We start from the raw sequence: 19,437 nt of genomic DNA on the forward strand, positions 1-19,437 counted from the left end.
AAAGAAAACGGCCTTCGCTAGACCGCGAGTAGCGCGGAGGCCACGGCGTCAGGGCGGCTCAGCGCGATCAGGTGCCCGCCCGGCAGTACCGTCGCCGGCAGTTCCAGCCGCTCGCGGGCCACCCGCGCCTGGAAGCCCGCGGGGAACAGGCGGTCGTCGGCGCCGGCGAGCACCGTGGTCGGGACGTCCGGCCACGCGTCCAGCAGCCAGGGCTGGCCGAACGGTGTGTCGGCCTGCTGCTTGCCGCCGGTCATGGCCTGCTCGGTGACGTCCTCGGGTACGTCGTGGAAGAACGCTGTCCGCAGATCGAACTCGGCGTCGGGGTCGCGGCCCTGTTCGACGGCGTAGGCGCGGGCCGCGTCGCCCTGGCCGACGTTGTCCCACCAGGCGCCGCCGGTCTCGCCGGGCCGCGGGATCATCGCGTTGAGCAGCACGATGTGCCGGGCGCCGAGGCGCTCGGCCACGACCGGAGCGGTGAAACCCCCCATTGACTGCCCGACGACCACCAGGTCCCCCGGGCTCGGGGGGATCGCGTCGGTCACGGCCTTCGCGTACTCCTCCCAGCCGGCCGCCGGGTCGTCGCCGGGGATCTCGGCCGCGACGGCCCGGTGTCCGGCGGCCTCGAGGATGGGCTGGACGCGGTGCCAGTACCAGGCGTCGCCGCCGGCGCCGGGGATCAGGGCGTAGGTGGTCATGGTGCGAATCTAGCACCGGACAGTGCGAGATGTGTACCGTATGATGGCCGGATGCGACGCGCCTACGACGATCCGTGCGGCATCGCCCGCGCGCTCAACCTGGTGGGGGAGCGCTGGGCGCTGCTCATCGTGCGCGAGCTGATGCTCGGCCCGAAGCGCTTCAGCGACCTGCGCCGCGGCCTGCCCGGGGCCAGCCAGAGCGTGCTCACCCAGCGCCTCGGTGAGCTCGAGGACGCCGGCGTGCTGGCCCGGCGGCGGCTCGGCCCGCCGGTGGGCGCGGCCGTCTACGAGCTGACCGAGCAGGGCCGGGCGCTGGACCCGGTCCTGCTGGCCCTGTCGAACTGGGGCAGCCGCCGCCCGCTCACGTCCGCCGAGCAGCTCAGCGTCGACGCCCTCGTCATGGCGATGCGCAGCACGTACTCCGGCCACGACGGCGAGCTCACGATCGCCCTCACGGTCGACGGCGACGAGCTCACCGCCGTGGTGCGCGCCGGGCGGCTGGACATTGCCCGGCGTAGCGCCGCGGAGGCCGACGCGACGATCAGCACTACAGCGTCACGGCTGCGGGCGGCGCTCTTCACCGGCGCCGCACTCGACGACGGCGAGGTCGGCGGCGACCCGTCCGCGGCGGCGACGTTCCTGCGGCTGTTCCCCCGCCCCGCAGCCGGCTGAGCTGTGTTTGCCTGCCTCTGGACGCCTGATCGTCCGCACGAGCCGGGGCGGAGACATTACGCGCCGGCCGTTGGCAGGTGATAGACCACCAGCGTCTGCCCGGGGCGTTCGGCGACGTGGAACGCCGCGTGCGACACGGTGATCGTGCCCAGCCGCGGATGCCGGAGCCGCTTGCGGCCGGCGTGGCTGAACTGGATGTCGTACCGGGGCCACCACGCGCGGACCTCGGGGCTGGCCTCGGTCAGGTCGGCCACGAGCCGGGTCACGCGCGGGTGGCCGGGATGCCGTCCGGCGATCGCCCGCAGCCGGGCCAGGAGGTTGCGCGCCTCCTGCTCCCAGTCGACCAGCACCTCGCGAGCGGCGGGCTCGGTCAGCATCCAGCGCACGACGTTGCCGCCCGGTGCGATGCCGCGGAACAGTTCCGCCGCGGCGTCGTTCGCCACCAGGACGTCGTAACAGATGCCGGTGACGTACGCGGGATTGTCGCCCAGCAATGCCGGTACACCCGCAACCTCGGCCGCGACCTCCTCAGCGTCGTCCTGGTCCGGCGTCGCACTCGCACCGGCGAGGCGGCGCAGGTGCTCGTGCTCGGCATCGGTCAGCCGCAGCGCCCGGGCTAGGGCGTCGAGCACCTGGCCGGACGGGTTGACGTCGCGGCCCTGCTCGAGGTAAGTGAGCCAGGTGGCGCTGATCCCGGTCAGCAGGGCCAGCTCCTCGCGGCGCAGGCCCGGTGTGCGGCGGCGCCCGGTAGCCGGCAGGCCCGCGTCGGCCGGGGTGATCCGCTCCCGCCGGCTGCGCAGGAACGCGCCCAGCTCCGTGCTCACCTAGCACCTCCAGTACCAGAATAAACCGGCTCTGGATACCAGGCTATCGGCGCGAAAGGGTTGCCGCATGCGTGCTTGGACTGTTGCCTCACCAGACGATGGCGTGCGGCTCCGCGATATTCCTCCGCCGGCGCTGCAGGGCGGTGGCGTGATCGTGGAGGTGCTCGCCGCGCATCTGCCGGGGTACACACGAATGGTCGTGACCGGTAATCGCGGCGCCCTGCCCGTGCCCCTGATCCTGGGCCCCTCCTGTGTCGGGCGCGTGACCGAGGTCGCGGCCGACGTATTCCACGTCGCCCCGGGCGACATCGTGGTGGACACCGCGCTGCTCGACGCGGGCGACGGCGACGAGATCCTGGTTGGGTGGGTCGGCCTGGGCGGCTCCGGCGCCGGCAGCGGGCGTACCGATCGGATGCGCGGGGTCTGGCGCAACGGCGTCTTCGCCGAGCGGGCGCTCTGCGCCAAGGAGACCATCGTCAAGCTGCCCGGGGCAGACACCTATCCGGACCCGGCCCGGCTGGCGTTCCTGCCGTGGCTTTGCATCGCCGCCGCCGGCCTGCACACCGCGGGCCCGCTCGCGGGCCGCGACGTCGCCGTGATCGGGGCGACGGGCCAGCTGGGCGGCGCGGCGGTCCTGGTGGCGCTGGCCGAAGGCGCGGCTTCGGTGACGGCGGTGGGGCGCAACCAGGAAACCCTCGATCGGTTGGCGGGGCTCGGGCTCCGGGTGCGCACACACCGGCTGACCGGCGACCGGGCGACGGATGCCGCGGGCATCGGCCCGGTGGACGTGGCCCTGGACGCCCTCGGGGCCACGCCGACGGCGGACGCGACCATGGCCGCCTACGACGCCTTGCGCGGGCGCGGCACCCTCGTGCTCATCGGTGGCGTACGGCAGGAACTCACCGTCCCGTACGGCGACCTGATGCGCCGCCGGCTCACCGTGCGCGGCTCCTGGATGAGCGACCAGGCGACGGTCGGCACGGTCTGGAACCTGGTCCGCTCCGGGCTGCTGGACCTCTCCTCGGTCGAGCTGGTGGCGGCCGGCCTCGACGACCCGGCCGCCGCGCTCGAGCTCGCGGAGCGGACGACGGGCCTCGGGTTCGTGGCCCTCGTTCCTTGATCGTGGCACGGACCCGGCCAGGGCGACGGGCACCAGCAACGGGGTCTGCTCGACGACGCCAGCACCCCTACCCATAGATGCTCCGCCGCGGACACCTGCTGCAGGGCGCTGTTGCATTGAGCGATCGTGTTGATCGAGCATCGGAAATTCTTCGCCGCGAGGTCCGCCTGGAGGCTGGCGCTCGCCGGGTAGCACCCCTGCAGCTGTCCGGTTATGCGCCGTTTCGTTATCGCGACGGCCAGCATCAAGGAACACGAGCGTGGACCCCTACCGAAGTTCTTGCGCAGGGGATCTTGACGATGGCTCAATGCAACAGCGCCTTCGGGTGAATACCGGGTGGTAGCTTCGCTCCGGTTGCTTGGCCCGGAGATGGGTCCGCGCACGTCGCCACGGCATCCGCCACGGCTTGCCCATCGTTCTGTGCTACTACCGTCCGTGCGGGCATTGGACCGCGTTGTCGACGGAGGCGCCGTGCCGGCCCCGAGATCGCAGCCCTGGATGACCAGCGTGGCGGGTTGGTCCTTGCCGCGCAGGCGGTCCGGTTTGCCATGGGCGAGCGTTGGGCCACGATCACCGACGACGGTCTGCAGTTCGCCGCCGGCGCGGGCGTCCACCGTGATCGCAATGTGTTCCTGCGGTGATCGGATGTCGCGCACGCCGCGAGCATCAACCGAACAGAACCGGCACGTCTGTCTTGGCCATCACCGTCAGGAATGATGCTTCGCCGCCGCGCCTCGCGTAGACCAGCGGCTACGGATGTGCACTTCCGGAGCACAAAACCGTCCGTAACGACACGCTGGGACCCGTGTTTACCAGGGGTTATAACTTTTCGAAGGCATCTGACTACGGATCAGAAGGTTAGGGGTTCGAGTCCCTTCGGGCGCGCAACATCAAGAGGCGGTTGAGCTGCGGAAACGTAGATCAACCGCCTCTCTTCGTTTGTCCACTGTGGACCTGATGTGTTCCGAAAGTGATCGGCTGTTTCGGATGGGTCCAGACCGGCCCGTGCCGGTGAGCGCTGGCCCGTGCCGACTGGTCTGGATCTTGGACGGCGACGCGGGCGGTCGAACCGCTCTTCAGCAGCGTTGTCCGGGCTTCTGACCTCGGTCGGATTCCATGCCTCGACGAGAAGATCATTTCCCGCCGCACGCCCGGTGATCTTGCCATGTTTGGGGTCAACGGTGCCGCGCCAGCCCAGGGAACCCGCCGAGCGAGGCGATCGGCTCATCGCACCGGCCGAACACTCGAGGCACAGAGCCAGGCCCTCGACACCCACGACCGGGTCCGGTCCCCTCCAGCCTCGGAGGATGGCCAGATCACCGGTTATCGGTTGGCGGTAACGCCGAGTAACGGCAACGCCGCTACTCGGCGGCCGCTCAGCATCCTGATCTGCCGATGTGCGGATGCCCAGTAGGGGAATCTCAGATCGTTCGGTCCTGGACCGACAGCGATGAGAGAGGTCGCTGTCGGCCCATGGACGTGTCTGTTCGGCCGGGGCGCGGGCGCGTTAAGGCCGGGTCAGCCAGTGCTCGAGCCGCCGGCGTAGGTAGGGCATGAGTAGGCATTGTGTGATCGCGACGGTGGTGGGGATCAAGAGCGCCAGTCTGGCCGGCAAGGGTAAGCGGCCCAGAACCGGGGGAGGTGCCGAGCGCGAGTGTGGTGATGACTGGGTAGATGGCGAAGCTGGTGAGCACCCAGGTCTTCCAGCCGGTCGCGGCGTTGATTGCCCTAGTGTCGTCTGTCGTCTTGTCGTCGGCGTGTTCATGATGCCGGCTCACCGGGCTGCTGGGAGGCAGTCGAGTACGAGTCGTATGGCCTCGGGCAGGTCGATGTGATCGTCGGGTGTCGCGCCATAGTGCGCACCTGTGGCCGTGAGGGTGGCGGTTGCTTGCAATCCGACGACGAGTTCCTTGACGTGCTGGGCGGGATCCGGCTGTAGGACCGGGTCGTCCGCGGCGGTGAGGATGCGGTATTCGCGGGCGGCCCGCCGAAGGCGGGGCCAGTCGAATGGCTCCGCGAAGAATCCGGCAAGAGATTCGTACCCGGCCGGTATCCGCGCGGGGGTTGCCACCAGGACTGCGCCGGCGAAGGGGCCGGAGGCGCCGACGTCGTGGCCTTGTAGCAGGCGCAGGACATTGATGCCGCCGACGCTGTGTCCGACCAGGACCGTGTCGGCCGGGTTGGTGTCGGTTGTCAGCTTACGGAGGGCCGCGCGCCACGGGCCGAGTTCCGGTGCGTTGCTGTCCGGCAGGTTGGGGATGTGGACGCGGTGGCCTTTCGCTTCCAGCGCCTTGCGGGCGTACGGGAACCAGACGCTGTTGTAGTCGGCTCCATAGCCGTGCGAGATGACGACGGTACTCACCTAACCCCGATTCAAACGCTACGTATCGTTTCGATTAGCGCGACCGTAACAGACTGCTACGGTGACGTCCATGCCCAGGCGCCCTTCGACAACCAGCGCTGACCGTCCACGGCGCGGCGGGGGCCCCGTGCGTAGCCAGGACGCGCACGACGCCGCACTGCGCGCAGCCGTGCAGATCCTGGAAGAACGCGGATACGCCGCCGTCACCGTCGAAGGGGTCGCCGCTCAATCCGGAGTGGCTAAGAGCACCATCTACCGGTGGTGGTCGAACAAGGCGCACCTAGTGATGGAGGCATACGGACACCTCGTCGCCGAGCGAATGCCCGCCCCCGACACGGGCGACCTGACCCGCGACCTGACCGCTTTCGTCACCGCGCTGTACGGCGTTGCGGAGTACCCCACCCGCATGCGGGCACTGCGCGGACTGATGGCTGAAGCCCAACTGGACCCCGTCTTCGCCGAGGCGTTCCAAGCCTGGGTACAAACTCGCCGCGACATCCTGGCCACCGTGTTCACCCGCGCAATTGACCATGGCGAACTCGCCCCCGACGTAGATGTCACTCACGCGATCGACCTGATCTTTGGCCCCTTCTGGTATCGGCTGCTGGTCCGGCACGCGCCTATCGATCCGGTCGACGCTGTCGGCCACGTTCATCAACTTCTGCATGGACTACACCGACAATCGCCGTCCTGAACGGCCTGCAGCGCTCGGTCCATAGCGACGTCCGCCTCACCCCGGCACTCGGAACCGCAGGGTCAGCGGGAAGAAGCCGGCACCATCAGCGCGCCGGGCCACCAAGGTCACATGCCCGCTTCTGCCGCAGAGCATGCGCGGTGGGTAACCGATGATCGCTGACAATCGCCACGCTCCGTGGGCGGGGCGTGCGGCGTCGAGGGTGCCGGCCAACTCCGGGAGTCGGTCCGTAGGCGAGGCCCGGATCTGGCGGACCAGGTACGTCACGGTGACCAACACCTCGAACTGTTTGAGTCCAGGCGTCAGGTGCCGGGGCTGAGAGGTAGGAGGAGGCCGGTCGTTTGGCGGCGCAGGATCGTGCGGACCTGGGCCCAGGCCCGGCCGTCGCCGACGCCGGCGAGGGCAATGACCGCGTAGTCACGCACCCTCGCTGGGACCTGGGTCAGGTGGGCGGCAAGCACGTCGGATGCCGCCGCTCCTTCCCGCTTGGCCAGCGCCAGCAGTGCGGCGCACCGCAGGTCGACGGAGCGCTGTAGCACTGCGAGAAGACTGCGCAGCGCGGCGGGTCCCCGGCCACCATGGGCGTCGCCCAACGCCGCCACCACCGTGATCTTGTCGGAGACGGTCAGCGTGTCGAGCATGCCCGCCTGCACGTCACCAGGCGCGGTACGTGCAGTCGGGGCAGCTCCTAGTCAATGGGGTTCGAGGCCTACTCGGCAATGCCTGTCGTCGCCTCGGATCCAGTCGGCTTCGTAGGTGTCGTGCCGGTGATTTCGCCCTTGCTGCTCGCTCCGATGACGGCGTGGCTCCGACGTTGAAGCGCTTCGCGTTCGACGTCCGGGATGGTCATCGACTCCGCGAGCACGGCGGCAAGCGTGCCCCCCTGAGTGTTGTCGATGTCAGTGGAGAAGAGCCATCGGATGTTCTCGTCGCGCGTGATGAGGTCGATGAGGCCGGCTGTGGCGGTTGCGTGCCGGAACGGCTGGGTTGATTGTCGTCGGCTGGTGGTGGTTCGGTGGATGTCGATGGCTGCTGGTGTGGTCGATGATGCAGTTATGCGAGTACGACGGGGGATAGTCACTGGGGTCGGTGGGATCGTGGCCGTGGGGTTGGTGGTCGCGGCTGTGCTGGATGACGACGCGACGAATGTTCAGCGTCGATGAGTTGGTGGTCGCAGCGGCGTGATCGGCAACGTTCAGGGCGGCCGGCTGGGTCGGAGTCGTTGGTGGCGGTGCCGGACGGGGATCCGGGCCGGGCGATCCCGCTGTACGAGCAGGCCCTGACCGACCGGCGGCGGGTGCTGGGCGACGATCACCCGGAAACGCTGATCGCGGTGAACAATCTCGCCGGCGCCTACCTGGAGGCCGGGGATCTGGGCCGGGCGATCCCGCTGTTCGAGCAGGTTATGACCGGCTGCCGGCGGGTGGTGGGCGACGATCACCCGGAAACGCTGACCTCGGTGCACAATCTCGCCAGGGTCTACCTGGCGGCCGGGGATCTTGGTCGGGCGATCCCGCTGTTCGAGCAGGCTCTCACCGATCGGCGGCGGGTGCTGGGCGACGATGACCCGGACACGCTGACCGAGGTGAACAACCTCGCCTACGCCTACCGGGCGGCCGGGGATCCGGGCCGGGCGATCCCGCTGTTCGAGCAGGCTCTCACCGACTGTCGGCGGGTGCTGGGCGACGATCACCCGTCCACGCTGGCCGCGGTGAACAACCTCGCCTACGCCTACGAGTCGGCCGGGGACCTGGGCCGGGCGATCCCGCTGTTCGAGCAGGCTCTCACCGGTCGGCGGCGGGTGCTGGGCGATGAGCACCCGGACACGCTGATCTCGGTGCACAGCCTCGCCGGCGCCTACGAGTCGGCCGGGGACCTGGGCCGGGCGATCCCGCTGTATGAGCAGGCTCTCGCCGACTGTCGGCGGGTGCTGGGCGATGAGCACCCGTCTACGCTGGCCGCGGTGAACAGCCTCGCCGGCGCCTACCGGTCGGCCGGGGACCTGGGCCGGGCGATCCCGCTGTTCGAGCAGGCCCTGACCGATCGGCGGCGGGTGCTGGGCGATGAGCACCCGGACACGCTGATCTCGGTGAACAACCTCGCCAGCGCCTACCAGTCGGCCGGGGACCTGGGCCGGGCGATCCCGCTGCACGAGCAGGGCCTCGCCGACTGTCGGCGGGTGCTGGGCGACGAGCACCCGTCCACGCTGATCTCGGTGAACAACCTCGCCTACGCCTACCAGTCGGCCGGGGATCTGGGCCGGGCGATCCCGCTGTTCGAGCAGGCCCTGACCGATCAGCGGCGGGTGCTGGGCGACGAGCACCCGTCCACGCTGATCTCGGTGAACAACCTCGCCAGCGCCTACGAATCGGCCGGGGATCTGGGCCGGGCGATCCCGCTGTTCGAGCAGGCCCTGACCGATCAGCGGCGGGTGCTGGGCGACGAGCACCCGTCCACGCTGATCTCGGTGAACAACCTCGCCAGCGCCTACAAGTCGGCCGGGGACCTGGGCCGGGCGATCCCGCTGTTCGAGCAGGCCCTCACCGATCGGCGGCGGGTGCTGGGCGACGAGCACCCGGACACGCTGGACTCGGTGCACAACCTCGCCTACTCCTACCAGTCGGCCGGGGATCTGGGCCGGGCGACCCCGCTGTTCGAGCAGGCCCTCGCCGATCGGCGGCGGGTGCTGGGCGACGAGCACCCGTCCACGCTGATCTCGGTGAACAACCTCGCCTACGCATACCTGGCGGCCGGGGATCTGGGCCGGGCGACCCCGCTGTTCGAGCAGGCCCTCACCGATCGGCGGCGAGTGCTGAGCGACGAGCACCCGGACACCCTGACCTCCGTGAACAACCTCGCCAGCGCATACCTGGCGGCCAGGGACCTGGACAGGGCGATCCCACTGTTCGAGCAGGCCCTGACCGATCGGCGGCGGGTGCTGGGCGAAGAGCACCCGGACACGCTGGACTCGGTGAACAACCTCGCCGGCGCCTACGAGTCGGCCGGGGACCTGGGCCGGGCGATCCCGCTGTTCGAGCAGACCCTGACCGACCGTCGGCGGGTGCTGGGCGACGATCACCCGTCCACGCTGGACTCGGTGCACAACCTCGCCAACGCCTACCAGTCGGCCGGGGATCCGGACCGCGCGATCCCGCTGCACGAGCAGGCCCTCGCCGATCGGCGGCGGGTGCTGGGCGACGAGCACCCGTCCACGCTGGACTCGGTGCACAACCTCGCCAGCGCATACCTGGCGGCCGGGGACCTGGGCCGGGCGATCCCGCTGTTCGAGCAGGCCCTGACCGATCGGCGGCGGGTGCTGGGCGACGAGCACCCGTCCACGCTGATCTCGGTGAACAACCTCGCCGGCGCCTACAAGTCGGCCGGGGACCTGGGCCGGGCGATCCCGCTGTACGAGCAGGCCCTCACCGACTGCCGGCGGGTGCTGGGTGAGCAGCACCACCTGACCCAGAAAGTGTCAGCCAATCTGCACGCAGCCTTGGGCTCATAAGCCAGGCCGGGCGGCGGCTGTGCCGTGCTCGGCGCCGCTGCTGGCACATCCCCCGGCGCGGTGTGCCGCTCGCATGGCTTGCGGCTCCGGCGCGTCAGCGCCGGAGCCGGTTTCCATGCGGGGCGGCTTTCCGCGCCCACGAACTTGCTCAGCATGCCCGCCCACCGGAGCGCAGCGACCCCCGGAGCCAGAGGTCCCACCGGAGGCAAGACCGCAACTACCCGCGGACGATGCAGGCCAGGGAGCCACGGTCCAGAGGGCGCTGTTGCATTGAGCCATCGTCAAGATTCCCTGCCGCAAGAACTTCGGTAGGGGTCCACGCTCGTGTTCCTTGATGCTGGCCGTCTCGATTACGAAACGGCGCATAACGGACAGCTGCAGGGGTCCTACCCGGCGACCGCCAGCCTCCAGGCGGACCTCGAGGCGAAGAATTTCCGGTGCTCGATCAACACGATCGCTCAATGCAACAGCGCCCTTTGAGGTCGGTGTGGCGACGAGTGAGAACGTGCCTCTTGACGCCGGCCTCGTCGGCGAGGGCGACGACCGTCAGCGCACCGTTCGACCGAAGTGGTGTGCCTGCCAGGAGCCTGGAGGCTGCGGCCTTGATCGCGTTGCGTTCGTCGATGTGCTCGCTCGTCATGGGGCTGTCCTGTCGTTGATCCGGTCATCGAAGTGCTGTTGGGCTCGAGCGGTGAGCGCGTCAGCTTCGGCGCGGAGGCGGTCGGCCAGCGGGGTCGGGATGGCGCACGCGTGGGCTTGTTGCTGTTTGGCGTGCTGGAGCATTTGGGCGGCATGGTGGTCGGTGCGGGCGATGTTGGCGCAGTGGGACTGGCAGCGGTCCAGGATCGGGGTGTCGGTCTTGGCTCGGCCGGTGTGGCAGAGCGCCTTGTCGCGGGCGTAGTTGCAGAGCAGGAAGGCCCGCTTGTTCTCGAAGACGGTGAGCCCGGGGTCGTCGAGCAGGGCTCGGGCTTGGCGGTGGGTGGTGATGATGCCGCCGTAGCGGTGGTGCTCGCGGGCTGCTGCGTCGATGAGCCGCCGGGCGGCCGGCCCGGAGATCCCTTAGTTGTTCTCGATTGCCTCGTTCAGGTCGCTGAGGCCGTTGTGCTGCGTGGTGATCTCGTAGCCGAGGAATCGGGCCGCGCCGGCGTCCAGGGTGTGGGGGGTCGGCAGCGGGGCGGCGGCGATGCCCGCCGGCGCAGTACGATCTGCTGGCCAAATCCCCTTCGAGGAAGAACTCAATGAAGGAGGAACAACTCAATGAAGCATGCATTCGGACGGGCCGCGACGCTGATCGTCGCGGCCTCCGTGATTTTCGGGGCCGGCGCCTGCGCCGACAAGAACGACGGCGCCGCCACGCCCGGCGCCGCCGCGGCCAGCTCCAAGGCCCCCGAGCCCAAGGACGTGCTGGCCGGCGCGCTGGCGGAGTACGAGAAGGGCGTGTACTCGGTGGACTTCGCCGGCCTGGACAGCACCGGGCAGGCCGCGATCGACACGCCCAAGAAGCAGGCGTACCTGAAGATCGGCGGCTCCGGTCAGGGCTTCAGTATCACGATGGAGGTGCTGCTGATCGAGCCGGACGCCTACGTGAAGCTGGACCTGGGCGCGATGGCCGAGATCTATGGCGTGGCGCAGGGGAACGGCAAGACGTGGATGCACCTCGACCGCTCGAAGGTCAAGGACGCCGAGAGCCTGGGCCTGTCGGCCGACGAGACCGATATGCTCGACCTCAAGGCGCTGCTGCAGAGCGCGCAGTCGGTGCAGGCGGCCGGCGACCGCAAGTACAAGGGCACGCTCGACCTCGCCAAGGGTGCGGGTTCGCCGATGACCGACGAGGACGTCATCAAGGCGCTGGCGAACAAGGCGGCCAGCGTGCCGTTCACCGCGACCCTCGACGCGCAGGGGCGCCTCGCCGAACTGCTCATCGACGTGCCGGCCGCGGGCGACAAGAAGGCGCACCAGCTGAAGCTGACCGTGACTCAGTACGGCTCCGCCACGGTGCCGGCCAAGCCCACGGGCAACGCCGTGATCGAGGCGCCGGCCACCGTGTACGGCTTCTTCAACAACTGACGATCCCGGCCCGGCGGCGCCCGCATCCTCGTGCGGGCACCGCCGGTCGGATTGTGGTAACAACACCGCCATGTCTGACATTCACGGGGATGTAATCGAGGACGACGACGACGACCCGCTGCCGGAGCCGCCGGTCGTGACGAATCCTGATCGTCTCGGCCGCCGTGGCCGCGGCGGTGCTCGTCGGCGCGGCCGTCTACATCGGCCTCGACCTGCGCTCGGCCAACCGGACGACCGCCGAACGGGAGGCCGCCGACGCGGCGCGCCCCGGCGCCGAATCCCGATCCGCTGCCCAGCGGCGTGGAGGTCTGCCCGGGCGGCTGCGCCGCGTCGCAGCTGCCGGCGACGCTGGCGGACTGGACGAGCCGGCTGCCCCGGACCGTCGTGCTGGAGACCAGGGAACCACCCCGCCGCACGGCGAGGCGCCGCTGGACAAGGCGCTGGCCGTCATCGTGGTGACGATGGGTGCGCGCAAGTAGCCGCTGATGGCGCTCGGCCGGTTGGCGGCTATTGGGTCTGCGGGACACGTGATCCGGGGTCCTGCGGTGTGCGGTTGGGCGGACATGGCAGCATCTGACGGACCTCGCTCAGCGGGACGAGACCTATGTCGACTGGGACCTCCAGCACACCAACGAGATGATCCACGCCGCGGTCGGCAACGACGTGCCGATCAAGTATTTCCGCGCTCCGGGCGGCAACTTCACGGCCGATCTCGTGGCGAAGGCACAGTCGATGGGCATGGCCCCGATCTATTGGGACGTCGACCCGCAGGACTGGAACCACAAGAACGACGCCAGCGACGCCGCCCACATCGCGCGGGTGATCGCCGAGGTGAAGCAGCAGGTGCGGCAGGGATCGATCATCCTGTCGCACGACAACGTGCAGCCGGACACCATCGTGGCGTATCAGACACTGGTGCCGTTCCTCAAGCGGTACTTCACGCTCGTCGCGCTGCCAACCTGACGCGCCGGCCGCGCGGTTGCCGGGATCGCCGGACTGCACTGCGGTTGGCCGGTCGCCGTGATACGCCCGACTCCGCTGCAGGCGCCGCCGGTTTGACGAGACGTCGGCGACGGTCGTGGCTGGTCCCGGGCTTGTCGGCGGCGCCCGGACTACGGCACGACCGGATACCGCGGCTCCGGGTCCTCACGACGCCGCGCGGATGTGCTACAACTCCCTGCGACGGGGGAGAGGAAACGACGTGCGTCGCTGGGACCGTGCCCTGGCCGGGGCCGTGCTGGTGCTCTTCGGGCTGTCCGCGTGCGGTTCGGGGTCCGGCGCCGCGCCGGACGGCGGCGCCTCGCGGGACGGCTCCGGCTCGCCGGCCGCCGCATCGCCGGCCGCGCCGGACGTCGTGCCGCTGCGGGTCTTCACGGTCCAGAGCAGCTTCACCGTCGACCAGCTCCGCCTGCCGCTGCAGCCGGTGCCGCAGGGCACCGGCGCCATCTGCGGCCCGCACTACGGTCTGCAGATCGACCGGACCGGGGCGATGCCGCAGTTCGACGCGGACCACACGATCGGCATCCACCTGCGCACCGCGCTGCGCGAGCTCGACTATCCGGTGCGGGCCCCGGACGGCAAGGAGTTCGTCGTCGTCCACTCGGTCTTCACCTCCTGCGGCGGGGAAACGACATCCGGCGCGCCGGACTCCACCATGCTGCGCCTGGGCGGGCGCGCGTTCTCCGTCGACCGCGAGGTGCTCGACCCGAGCGAGCTGCTGGTCGTGCTCGTCGACCGGGGCGCCGGCGTAGTGCTCGAGGTCACCGACGCCGGGCAGACGCAGACGCTGGACCTGCGCACGGCGAAGGCCGGCGGCACCGTCGCCGAGTATCAGCCAGTGGCGAAGGGCTCGGTCGGCTTCGTCGGATTCGTGGGCAGCGACGTCATGCTCAACGCAGGCGTGGACGCCGAGCTGGTGCCGTATCTGGACGGCCGCGGGCAGGCGCCGCAGGGCCACTGCTGGCTGCGGATCCGCACCAACTACAGCTACCAGGGGCAGTTCAAGCCCAAGCCGCCGTCGTGGACCGTCGAGCAGCTGTTCACGATCACTGGGCCCGCGGGGAAGCTGGCGGTGACAGGGGAGTTCACCGTCATCCAGGTGGCCAAGCTGTCCTACGAGTCGACGATCCTGAACAGCCCGTGGGTCGTCTCCGACGCCACGTGCGCGCGCGGCCAGCGGCTCACCGTGAACCTCCACCCGAACGGGGTGAACTTCGAGGAGGCCGAGCGGAAGCTGACCCGCACGCTCGTCATCCAGTGAGGCGCCCGGTGAGACAGGGCGAGGGCGCCGCGACGGCGAAGCGGAGCTGACCCCGTGGCTCTAGGATCGCCGTGCTACCCGACGCGGTAGCGGGCGACCAGGTCGTCCATGATCTTGTCGAGGCGTTCGTCGACGACCTGCCGCGACGGGTCCTCGCCGTGCCACGCCACGATCACGCGCGTGCCCGGTGGAACGGGCTGTTCGGAGCCGGCCGGCCGGTCGGACGTTCCGGTACGGTCTGCGATCGTGAGTTACGTCGGTCTGCGGATGTTCAGTGTTGTCGCCGCATCCTCAGCCCGCTGCGCCACGTACTCCTCGCGGGTCAGCGCGAACCACGGCAGCATGTCGGGAGCTCGTGGACCACGCCCGCGGTGAAGAAGGGTGCGGCGCGGAGTCGTTGGATCAGTGGTTGCGCTCGGTACTGTTCCAGCGCGGGCGTCAGGTTGTGGTTCGGCACCAGAGGGTAGTCGTTGGGGTCTGCGCCGACTGGCATGTACCGAACATGGTGTTCCGGCAGCGTCCTGAAGTGTTCTAGCGGCGGGACGGCCGGCATTTCGTCGCGGAGCTGGTGGAACAGCTCCCAGAGCCGCCCGGCCGCGATCTTCGCTTCGGCGACAGGGCCGGCCAGGTCGAGCAGTCCTCTCGGGCCGCCCGCACACATATCGGCCAGGCTGGGCTGGGGTCCCTGCTCCCCGTGGGGCTGATCGTGGATGAGGCGCGGATCGTCCTCCATACCCGGCAGGACCCGGAACCCGGAGCCGTCGGAGCCACCCCGGATGGACCACTGTTCCCACTGGTCCCGCTCCGGGGCGAAGCCCTGGTACGCCTCGAACGGCGCCATCAGCCTGTCGAGCGCGGCGACGACGTCCGCCGCCGAGTCCGGTGGAAGGCACACGACGATGCTCAGACCGGCCAACCCTCATCCCTCCCTTTTCGACCCACGAACGCCAACACCGGTGTGCCGACGAACTACGATTCGGCGCCTGCGGTTCGCGTCGGCGTGGCGGGGAGGACGACGAGGTCCAGCACACCAGCGGGCAGAGTGCATCGCCATGAACTGGTATGTCGAGTGGTTAATCGTTGGTCGGCACTACGTGGCGCGGTCAACGGTAAGGCGGCCGCCGCCATGAACAGCATCGGCGCACCCCGCGGCAGATCCGGAAGCGAGCGCGACGACAGGATGCAGCGGGGCCGGGCTACGGTGTGGCTTCCGGGGTGTCGGGTCGGGCCAGCCGGGGCAGGTGTGCCCACGCCGGGTGACGACGGGTAGGAGGGGGCGGTGGAGATGGTCGAGCAGCTGCTTTCCCGGACGGATGCCGTCTACCAGCGGTGGTTGGCGTCGATCACCGATGACGTCGTCTCTGACGGGGTGGTCATGTTCTGCCTGAATCCCTGGTGGAGCGCCACACGACCTACGGGATCGGCGAGTGGCTCACGGGCTATCTCATGATCGGCCAAGAAGGCGATCGGGGATTGTTCCTCAGGTGCGACGGTGGCGGCGGTCCGGTGTTCTGGGCCGACCTGGGTGGTCTCGGCGAAGTCGACCTCGATGTTGTTGCTCCCGTGTTCGAGGTGTGGCTGCATTCCCGCTTCGCCCTGCCACCCGACCCGGAGCCGGAGCTGCCGCCAACCGCCGACGTCTATGTGGACAACGTTCCGGTCGATGCCGTTCAGCTGCTGGTACGAGTCAGGAAGCTGTTGGGTGTGGACTGGCGGTTCGGGGACCTTCGGGGCCTGCTCGCCGCCCAACCGTTCCTGGCGGTGAGGTCAGCTCATCTGGGCGCGCTGCGTCGCGACCTGGAGCACGCTCCCGAGTTGCGGCCGTACGTGCAGTACGCCACCGACCCCGGCCTGGAAGCAGTATGGTCGTCCGTCCGCCCAGGAAGCCGGTGACGTAACGGACGTCCTCGGCTCCGCATCTGCCGGAAGCGTGGCCGTGGTAGGAGCGGCAGTTTATGTCGTGAGTGCACTCTCATCAAGCAGTTCAGCGCATAGGCCAGGCACCGACGTCCGTTACCCGGCGTATCCAACCTCGGCGGAGACGGCACGCACGACCGGCGGCATGTCCGTGCAGTTGATGTTGAGTGACAGTCGCGATCGTGATTCGACCGCTACCAGCACTGCTGCTCGTCGCCGGTCGGCGGCCGGGCGATGGGACAAATGATGGTCGCGTGGTGGAGCAGCGTGCCGATCCGGTACCGGTTATCGCCCCGGCCCTCGGCCAGCAGCCCGCCACGGGGGACCTCTGGCATCCGATGCAGAACCCACTCTCGCAGCTGCCACCCGGCATCTGCGGGCAGACGACCGAGTGCTTCCCGGCCGGCACGATCATCCTGGCCGGCGTCATGATGGTTGTCGCGTTCATCGGGCACGCCATCGCGTACCCCGGAGGCGAGTGACGGAATGGCCCGGGAGCGCGATCGCCGCACTCCCAGGCCTGCGTCAGTGACACGAGGACCCGACATTGGGAGCGTTTGGCCGTGGCACGCAGATCACCGCTCAAAAACGTCGCCGCCGCCGCCGATGCACGGTTGGCGGCGGAGGGCTTCCGGCGGCGGACACACACGTGGTACCGCACCAACGCCCTCGGCGACCACGCCCTCATCGAACTCCAGCCGGTCCCGAGCATTCAGCCCAGCCAGACCCGCTTCCACGTCAACACGGCCATCGTCGTCGCACCGCAGGTCCACCGCGCCACCGAGTCGCGAGAGAAGGCGTTGCCGACCACCGCCGACGGGCTGTTGTTCAGCCGTGTCAAGCCGCCCGGGACCGATCTGCCGAGCATGGGCTGGACCGCCTCCGAACCAACCGCCGCCGCGACCGGGGCGCTGTTGGCCGAGGCGCTGCTCGCCGGGCCGGTCGAACGGCTGCGCGGGCTGCTCGACCGGGACCGGCTGCGGGCCGAGTTGTCGGCCCGTGGTCCGGACAACCCGGCCCTGCGAGCCGCGTTCCTGGCCGAGGAAGGGCCCGGGCCGGAACTGGACGCGCTGGTGGCAGAACTGGCCGCAGACCCTTACTCCGCCGAGTACGTCGCCTGGCTGCGCCGCTACGCCGCCCGCGGTTAAGTCGGGCGACGTGCCCGTTACGGCGCGACGTGCGGCGGCTTGACTCGTTGCCGGTTACATTGCGTAGCGCGCGACCAGCGGCAGATGCGGAAACCAACCATCGGCAGTCGGCGCGACTGTCGTATGCACCCTCTGGGCGCGGTCGGGCGAGTCGTTCTAGGCGGTGTTTCATAACGCGCGGAGCCACTGGCTGATGGCCGCGATGGCCACCGTGGCCTCGAAGCGAACGGCGAGCTTGTCGTACCTGGTGGCCATGGCGCGATGCTGTTTGAGCTGGTTGATGCCGCACTCCACGGCATGACGCAGCCGGTAGAGGGTCGGGTCGAAGGCGGGCGGACGCCCGCCTTTGGACCCCTTCGCTTTGCGGTGAGCGTCCTGGTCGGCCTTGCTCGGGATGCACACCCTGATCCCGCGACGGCGCGCGTAGCTGCGGTTGCCCTTGCTGGTGTACGCCTTGTCCGCCCGGACCCGATCCGGACGGGTCCGCGGCCGGCCCACACCAACCCGGCACACCCTGATCCGTTCCAGGACCGGGACGAACTGCGGACTGTCACCCCGCTGACCGGCGGTAATCACTACTGCAAGGGTCTTGCGGCCGTCGCCGCCGACCGCTTCGGGTACGCCGACTGGACCTACCTGCCGCCACGTACCGAGCATCTGGTCACCACCCAGGTCCGGCCGCTCGCCGAGGGCACCCTCAAGCCGGCCGACCACCTGGCCCAGGTGCAGGCGGTCTTCACCGACGAGGTGGCGACCGCGCCGGTCCCGGGATTGATCTGATCGAGTTGGTTCGCGAGAGCAGGCCCTTGTCCGCCGTGGTCGGGCGACGCGGTGGAAGCAGACGAGGGGCTGCGGTCGGTCCTTGCGGCGATGGACGCGCTGTGCCCGGCGTTCATCACCGATGATCTCGGCTCCGTGCTGGTGCAGAACGAGCTACACGTCGCCTTGTTCGGCTCCTTCGCCGGTCGGTCCGGCTGGGAGCGGAATATGTTCTGGCGCTGGTTCACCGAACCCGACTGGCGGGCTGCACTCGGTCCGGCGGCCACCTGCTCGACCCTGGATCTTCAGGACGGCCGCCTTCGTCCATAGGGCCGATGCCCGGCGTCATCGGCGGCGAGCGGATTACGTCGTACGTCAATGGTTGACGGTTTCCGATTCGACGTTCTGTGCGGCTCGCCCCCCGAACAAGCTACCGTCGCGGGGTGCATCGGTTGGAGGGGGTCGTGCCGAGGCGCCTGGTGCAGGCGATGATCGACGTGGGCGGCCCCTTCGTCGTCTTCTTCGTGCTGCTCAACGTGGGCGTCGTCAGCGGGCAGCGGGCCTGGTTGTGGGCCGCGTTCGCCGTGCTGATCCTCGGCTCGGTCCTGATCCAGGTCGTGCTGGCCCGCCGCGGTCGTGACGATCCGCAGGCCGGTGGCGTGCATTCCGGGCGTCGCGGCGGGGCTGACGCCGATCGAGCCTTTAACCGTGTATGCAGATCTGCAGCGGCGCTGTGCTGATTTCTTCTGCCGGGAGGCTGCGACTTTGCTTCTGTCGGGAGGCTGCGACGACCTCTACCTTCATGATGGCAACTCGTTAGCACCAGACAGATTCCGCGACTATGACTGTCGCGCGGCTGCCAACTGTTAACGTTCGGTATCTGACCATTCGCGAAACGCGGCATCGTCGCGGCGACGGCGGGATGGGTGTCCCGCCGTCGGGACGCGTCAACTCTCGGGAAAGGACATGTCATGCCACTGGCTCGGATCGACCTCATCGAAGGAAAGTCGGCCGAATATCGCCGCACGATCGCCGACGTCGTATACGACAAGATGATCGAATGCCTGGGTGTGCCGGAGGACCGGTTCCAAACCATTACCGAGCACAAGGCCGAAAACTTTCTCTTCGACGCCGACTACCTCAGTCTCTATCGGTCCGAAAACTGCATCTTCATTCAGCTGATCTTCCTCGATGTCGCAAGCCCCGAACAGAAGGTCGCTTTCTACAAGGCTGTTGTTGACCAGCTACACGACAAGCTGCAGGTACGACCGGAGGATGTCTTTTTCAACCTCATGACCGTCGACCCGCCGGACTTCTCCATGGGCAACGGCGCAGGCACTTACGTCAACGGGGTGCCGACGGACCGCCTCGACCCCAACTCGGTCTGAGCGTGTGTTTGAGATAGTGACTA

General features: G+C 69.1%; 23 protein-coding genes and 1 pseudogene. 16 read left to right on the plus strand and 8 right to left on the minus strand.

Translation table 11 applies throughout. The annotated features are described in order from the left end of the window. Positions 1-17: 17 nt before the first annotated feature. The gene (locus ACPPVO_RS23035) at positions 18-695 is read right to left on the minus strand and encodes an alpha/beta fold hydrolase (RefSeq protein WP_426513240.1); all 678 of its coding nucleotides are present in this window, start codon (positions 693-695) and stop codon (positions 18-20) included. A gap of 51 nt (positions 696-746) precedes the next feature. Here ACPPVO_RS23035 and ACPPVO_RS23040 point away from each other — a divergent pair, with 51 nt between their 5' ends. Next, positions 747-1,367 carry a winged helix-turn-helix transcriptional regulator gene (locus tag ACPPVO_RS23040; protein ID WP_426513241.1) on the plus strand — a complete coding sequence of 207 codons (621 nt, stop codon included), beginning with the start codon at positions 747-749 and terminating at the stop codon, positions 1,365-1,367. Between the two features lie 56 nt (positions 1,368-1,423). On the opposite strand, the gene ACPPVO_RS23045 is transcribed toward ACPPVO_RS23040, so the two are convergent. After that, on the minus strand, positions 1,424-2,191 hold the full coding sequence (locus ACPPVO_RS23045; protein ID WP_426513242.1) for a helix-turn-helix transcriptional regulator: 768 nt from the start codon (positions 2,189-2,191) through the stop codon (positions 1,424-1,426). Between the two features lie 103 nt (positions 2,192-2,294). Between ACPPVO_RS23045 and ACPPVO_RS23050 the strand changes: the two genes are divergently transcribed. Both ACPPVO_RS23050 and ACPPVO_RS23055 read left to right on the plus strand, forming a co-directional pair. Beyond that, entirely contained in the window at positions 2,295-3,311 is a 1,017-nt protein-coding gene (locus ACPPVO_RS23050; protein ID WP_426513243.1) for a zinc-binding dehydrogenase, read from the plus strand. Positions 3,312-3,826: 515 nt separating this feature from the next. After that, positions 3,827-3,952, plus strand: coding sequence for a hypothetical protein (locus tag ACPPVO_RS23055; RefSeq protein ID WP_426513244.1), 126 nt, complete (start codon positions 3,827-3,829; stop codon positions 3,950-3,952). 1,133 nt (positions 3,953-5,085) lie between these two features. Here the strand turns inward: ACPPVO_RS23055 and ACPPVO_RS23060 are convergent. Beyond that, positions 5,086-5,673 (minus strand): alpha/beta fold hydrolase, encoded by a 588-nt coding sequence (locus ACPPVO_RS23060; RefSeq protein ID WP_426513245.1) that lies wholly within the window; start codon positions 5,671-5,673, stop codon positions 5,086-5,088. Between the two features lie 127 nt (positions 5,674-5,800). Between ACPPVO_RS23060 and ACPPVO_RS23065 the strand changes: the two genes are divergently transcribed. Next, the gene (locus ACPPVO_RS23065; protein WP_426513246.1) at positions 5,801-6,367 is read left to right on the plus strand and encodes a TetR/AcrR family transcriptional regulator; all 567 of its coding nucleotides are present in this window, start codon (positions 5,801-5,803) and stop codon (positions 6,365-6,367) included. 302 nt (positions 6,368-6,669) lie between these two features. On the opposite strand, the gene ACPPVO_RS23070 is transcribed toward ACPPVO_RS23065, so the two are convergent. Both ACPPVO_RS23070 and ACPPVO_RS23075 read right to left on the minus strand, forming a co-directional pair. Beyond that, complete coding sequence (locus tag ACPPVO_RS23070; protein WP_426513247.1) at positions 6,670-7,008, minus strand: hypothetical protein; 339 nt, start codon at positions 7,006-7,008, stop codon at positions 6,670-6,672. Between the two features lie 68 nt (positions 7,009-7,076). After that, the gene (locus ACPPVO_RS23075) at positions 7,077-7,448 is read right to left on the minus strand and encodes a hypothetical protein (RefSeq protein WP_426513248.1); all 372 of its coding nucleotides are present in this window, start codon (positions 7,446-7,448) and stop codon (positions 7,077-7,079) included. Positions 7,449-7,592: 144 nt separating this feature from the next. Between ACPPVO_RS23075 and ACPPVO_RS23080 the strand changes: the two genes are divergently transcribed. Continuing rightward, on the plus strand, positions 7,593-9,875 hold the full coding sequence (locus ACPPVO_RS23080) for a tetratricopeptide repeat protein (RefSeq protein ID WP_426513249.1): 2,283 nt from the start codon (positions 7,593-7,595) through the stop codon (positions 9,873-9,875). 445 nt (positions 9,876-10,320) lie between these two features. Here the strand turns inward: ACPPVO_RS23080 and ACPPVO_RS23085 are convergent, their stop codons facing one another. Beyond that, positions 10,321-10,515, minus strand: coding sequence for a hypothetical protein (locus ACPPVO_RS23085; RefSeq protein ID WP_426513250.1), 195 nt, complete (start codon positions 10,513-10,515; stop codon positions 10,321-10,323). A 110-nt stretch (positions 10,516-10,625) separates the two neighbouring features. Here ACPPVO_RS23085 and ACPPVO_RS23090 point away from each other — a divergent pair, with 110 nt between their 5' ends. The 5 genes from ACPPVO_RS23090 (at position 10,626) to ACPPVO_RS23110 (ending at position 14,202) form a co-directional block, all read left to right on the plus strand. After that, positions 10,626-11,117 (plus strand): hypothetical protein, encoded by a 492-nt coding sequence (locus ACPPVO_RS23090; protein WP_426513251.1) that lies wholly within the window; start codon positions 10,626-10,628, stop codon positions 11,115-11,117. 15 nt (positions 11,118-11,132) lie between these two features. Beyond that, positions 11,133-11,942 (plus strand): hypothetical protein, encoded by an 810-nt coding sequence (locus ACPPVO_RS23095; protein WP_426513252.1) that lies wholly within the window; start codon positions 11,133-11,135, stop codon positions 11,940-11,942. 164 nt (positions 11,943-12,106) lie between these two features. After that, positions 12,107-12,421: a hypothetical protein gene (locus ACPPVO_RS23100; protein ID WP_426513253.1), complete on the plus strand. Its 315-nt coding sequence runs from the start codon at positions 12,107-12,109 to the stop codon at positions 12,419-12,421. Positions 12,422-12,515: 94 nt separating this feature from the next. Continuing rightward, entirely contained in the window at positions 12,516-12,905 is a 390-nt protein-coding gene (locus tag ACPPVO_RS23105) for a polysaccharide deacetylase family protein (RefSeq protein ID WP_426514674.1), read from the plus strand. Positions 12,906-13,143: 238 nt separating this feature from the next. Then, on the plus strand, positions 13,144-14,202 hold the full coding sequence (locus tag ACPPVO_RS23110) for a hypothetical protein (RefSeq protein ID WP_426513254.1): 1,059 nt from the start codon (positions 13,144-13,146) through the stop codon (positions 14,200-14,202). A gap of 322 nt (positions 14,203-14,524) precedes the next feature. Here ACPPVO_RS23110 and ACPPVO_RS23115 read toward each other — a convergent pair whose 3' ends face one another. Further along, positions 14,525-15,118 carry a hypothetical protein gene (locus ACPPVO_RS23115; protein WP_426513255.1) on the minus strand — a complete coding sequence of 198 codons (594 nt, stop codon included), beginning with the start codon at positions 15,116-15,118 and terminating at the stop codon, positions 14,525-14,527. A gap of 479 nt (positions 15,119-15,597) precedes the next feature. On the opposite strand from ACPPVO_RS23115, the gene ACPPVO_RS23120 reads away from it, so the two are divergent. The 3 genes from ACPPVO_RS23120 to ACPPVO_RS23130 all read left to right on the plus strand — a co-directional run bounded on the left by ACPPVO_RS23120 (position 15,598) and on the right by ACPPVO_RS23130 (position 17,267). Next, positions 15,598-16,095 (plus strand): hypothetical protein, encoded by a 498-nt coding sequence (locus ACPPVO_RS23120; protein WP_426513256.1) that lies wholly within the window; start codon positions 15,598-15,600, stop codon positions 16,093-16,095. A 278-nt stretch (positions 16,096-16,373) separates the two neighbouring features. After that, positions 16,374-16,601, plus strand: a complete 228-nt coding sequence (locus ACPPVO_RS23125; RefSeq protein ID WP_426513257.1) for a hypothetical protein — start codon at positions 16,374-16,376, stop codon at positions 16,599-16,601. An 81-nt stretch (positions 16,602-16,682) separates the two neighbouring features. Next, positions 16,683-17,267 (plus strand): hypothetical protein, encoded by a 585-nt coding sequence (locus ACPPVO_RS23130; protein WP_426513258.1) that lies wholly within the window; start codon positions 16,683-16,685, stop codon positions 17,265-17,267. Positions 17,268-17,435: 168 nt separating this feature from the next. On the opposite strand, the pseudogene ACPPVO_RS23135 reads toward ACPPVO_RS23130, so the two are convergent. After that, a pseudogene (locus ACPPVO_RS23135) lies at positions 17,436-17,864 on the minus strand (transposase); the annotation flags it as partial. Positions 17,865-18,098: 234 nt separating this feature from the next. On the opposite strand from ACPPVO_RS23135, the gene ACPPVO_RS23140 reads away from it, so the two are divergent. The 3 genes from ACPPVO_RS23140 (at position 18,099) to ACPPVO_RS23150 (ending at position 19,414) form a co-directional block, all read left to right on the plus strand. After that, complete coding sequence (locus tag ACPPVO_RS23140; protein ID WP_426513259.1) at positions 18,099-18,356, plus strand: hypothetical protein; 258 nt, start codon at positions 18,099-18,101, stop codon at positions 18,354-18,356. Between the two features lie 113 nt (positions 18,357-18,469). Then, positions 18,470-18,766 carry a hypothetical protein gene (locus ACPPVO_RS23145; protein WP_426513260.1) on the plus strand — a complete coding sequence of 99 codons (297 nt, stop codon included), beginning with the start codon at positions 18,470-18,472 and terminating at the stop codon, positions 18,764-18,766. A gap of 231 nt (positions 18,767-18,997) precedes the next feature. After that, positions 18,998-19,414 carry a tautomerase family protein gene (locus ACPPVO_RS23150; RefSeq protein WP_426513261.1) on the plus strand — a complete coding sequence of 139 codons (417 nt, stop codon included), beginning with the start codon at positions 18,998-19,000 and terminating at the stop codon, positions 19,412-19,414. The last annotated feature ends 23 nt before the right edge of the window (positions 19,415-19,437 follow it).

Origin of the sequence: Dactylosporangium sp. McL0621 (assembly GCF_049995355.1) — a bacterium.
Classification (GTDB): domain Bacteria; phylum Actinomycetota; class Actinomycetes; order Mycobacteriales; family Micromonosporaceae; genus Dactylosporangium.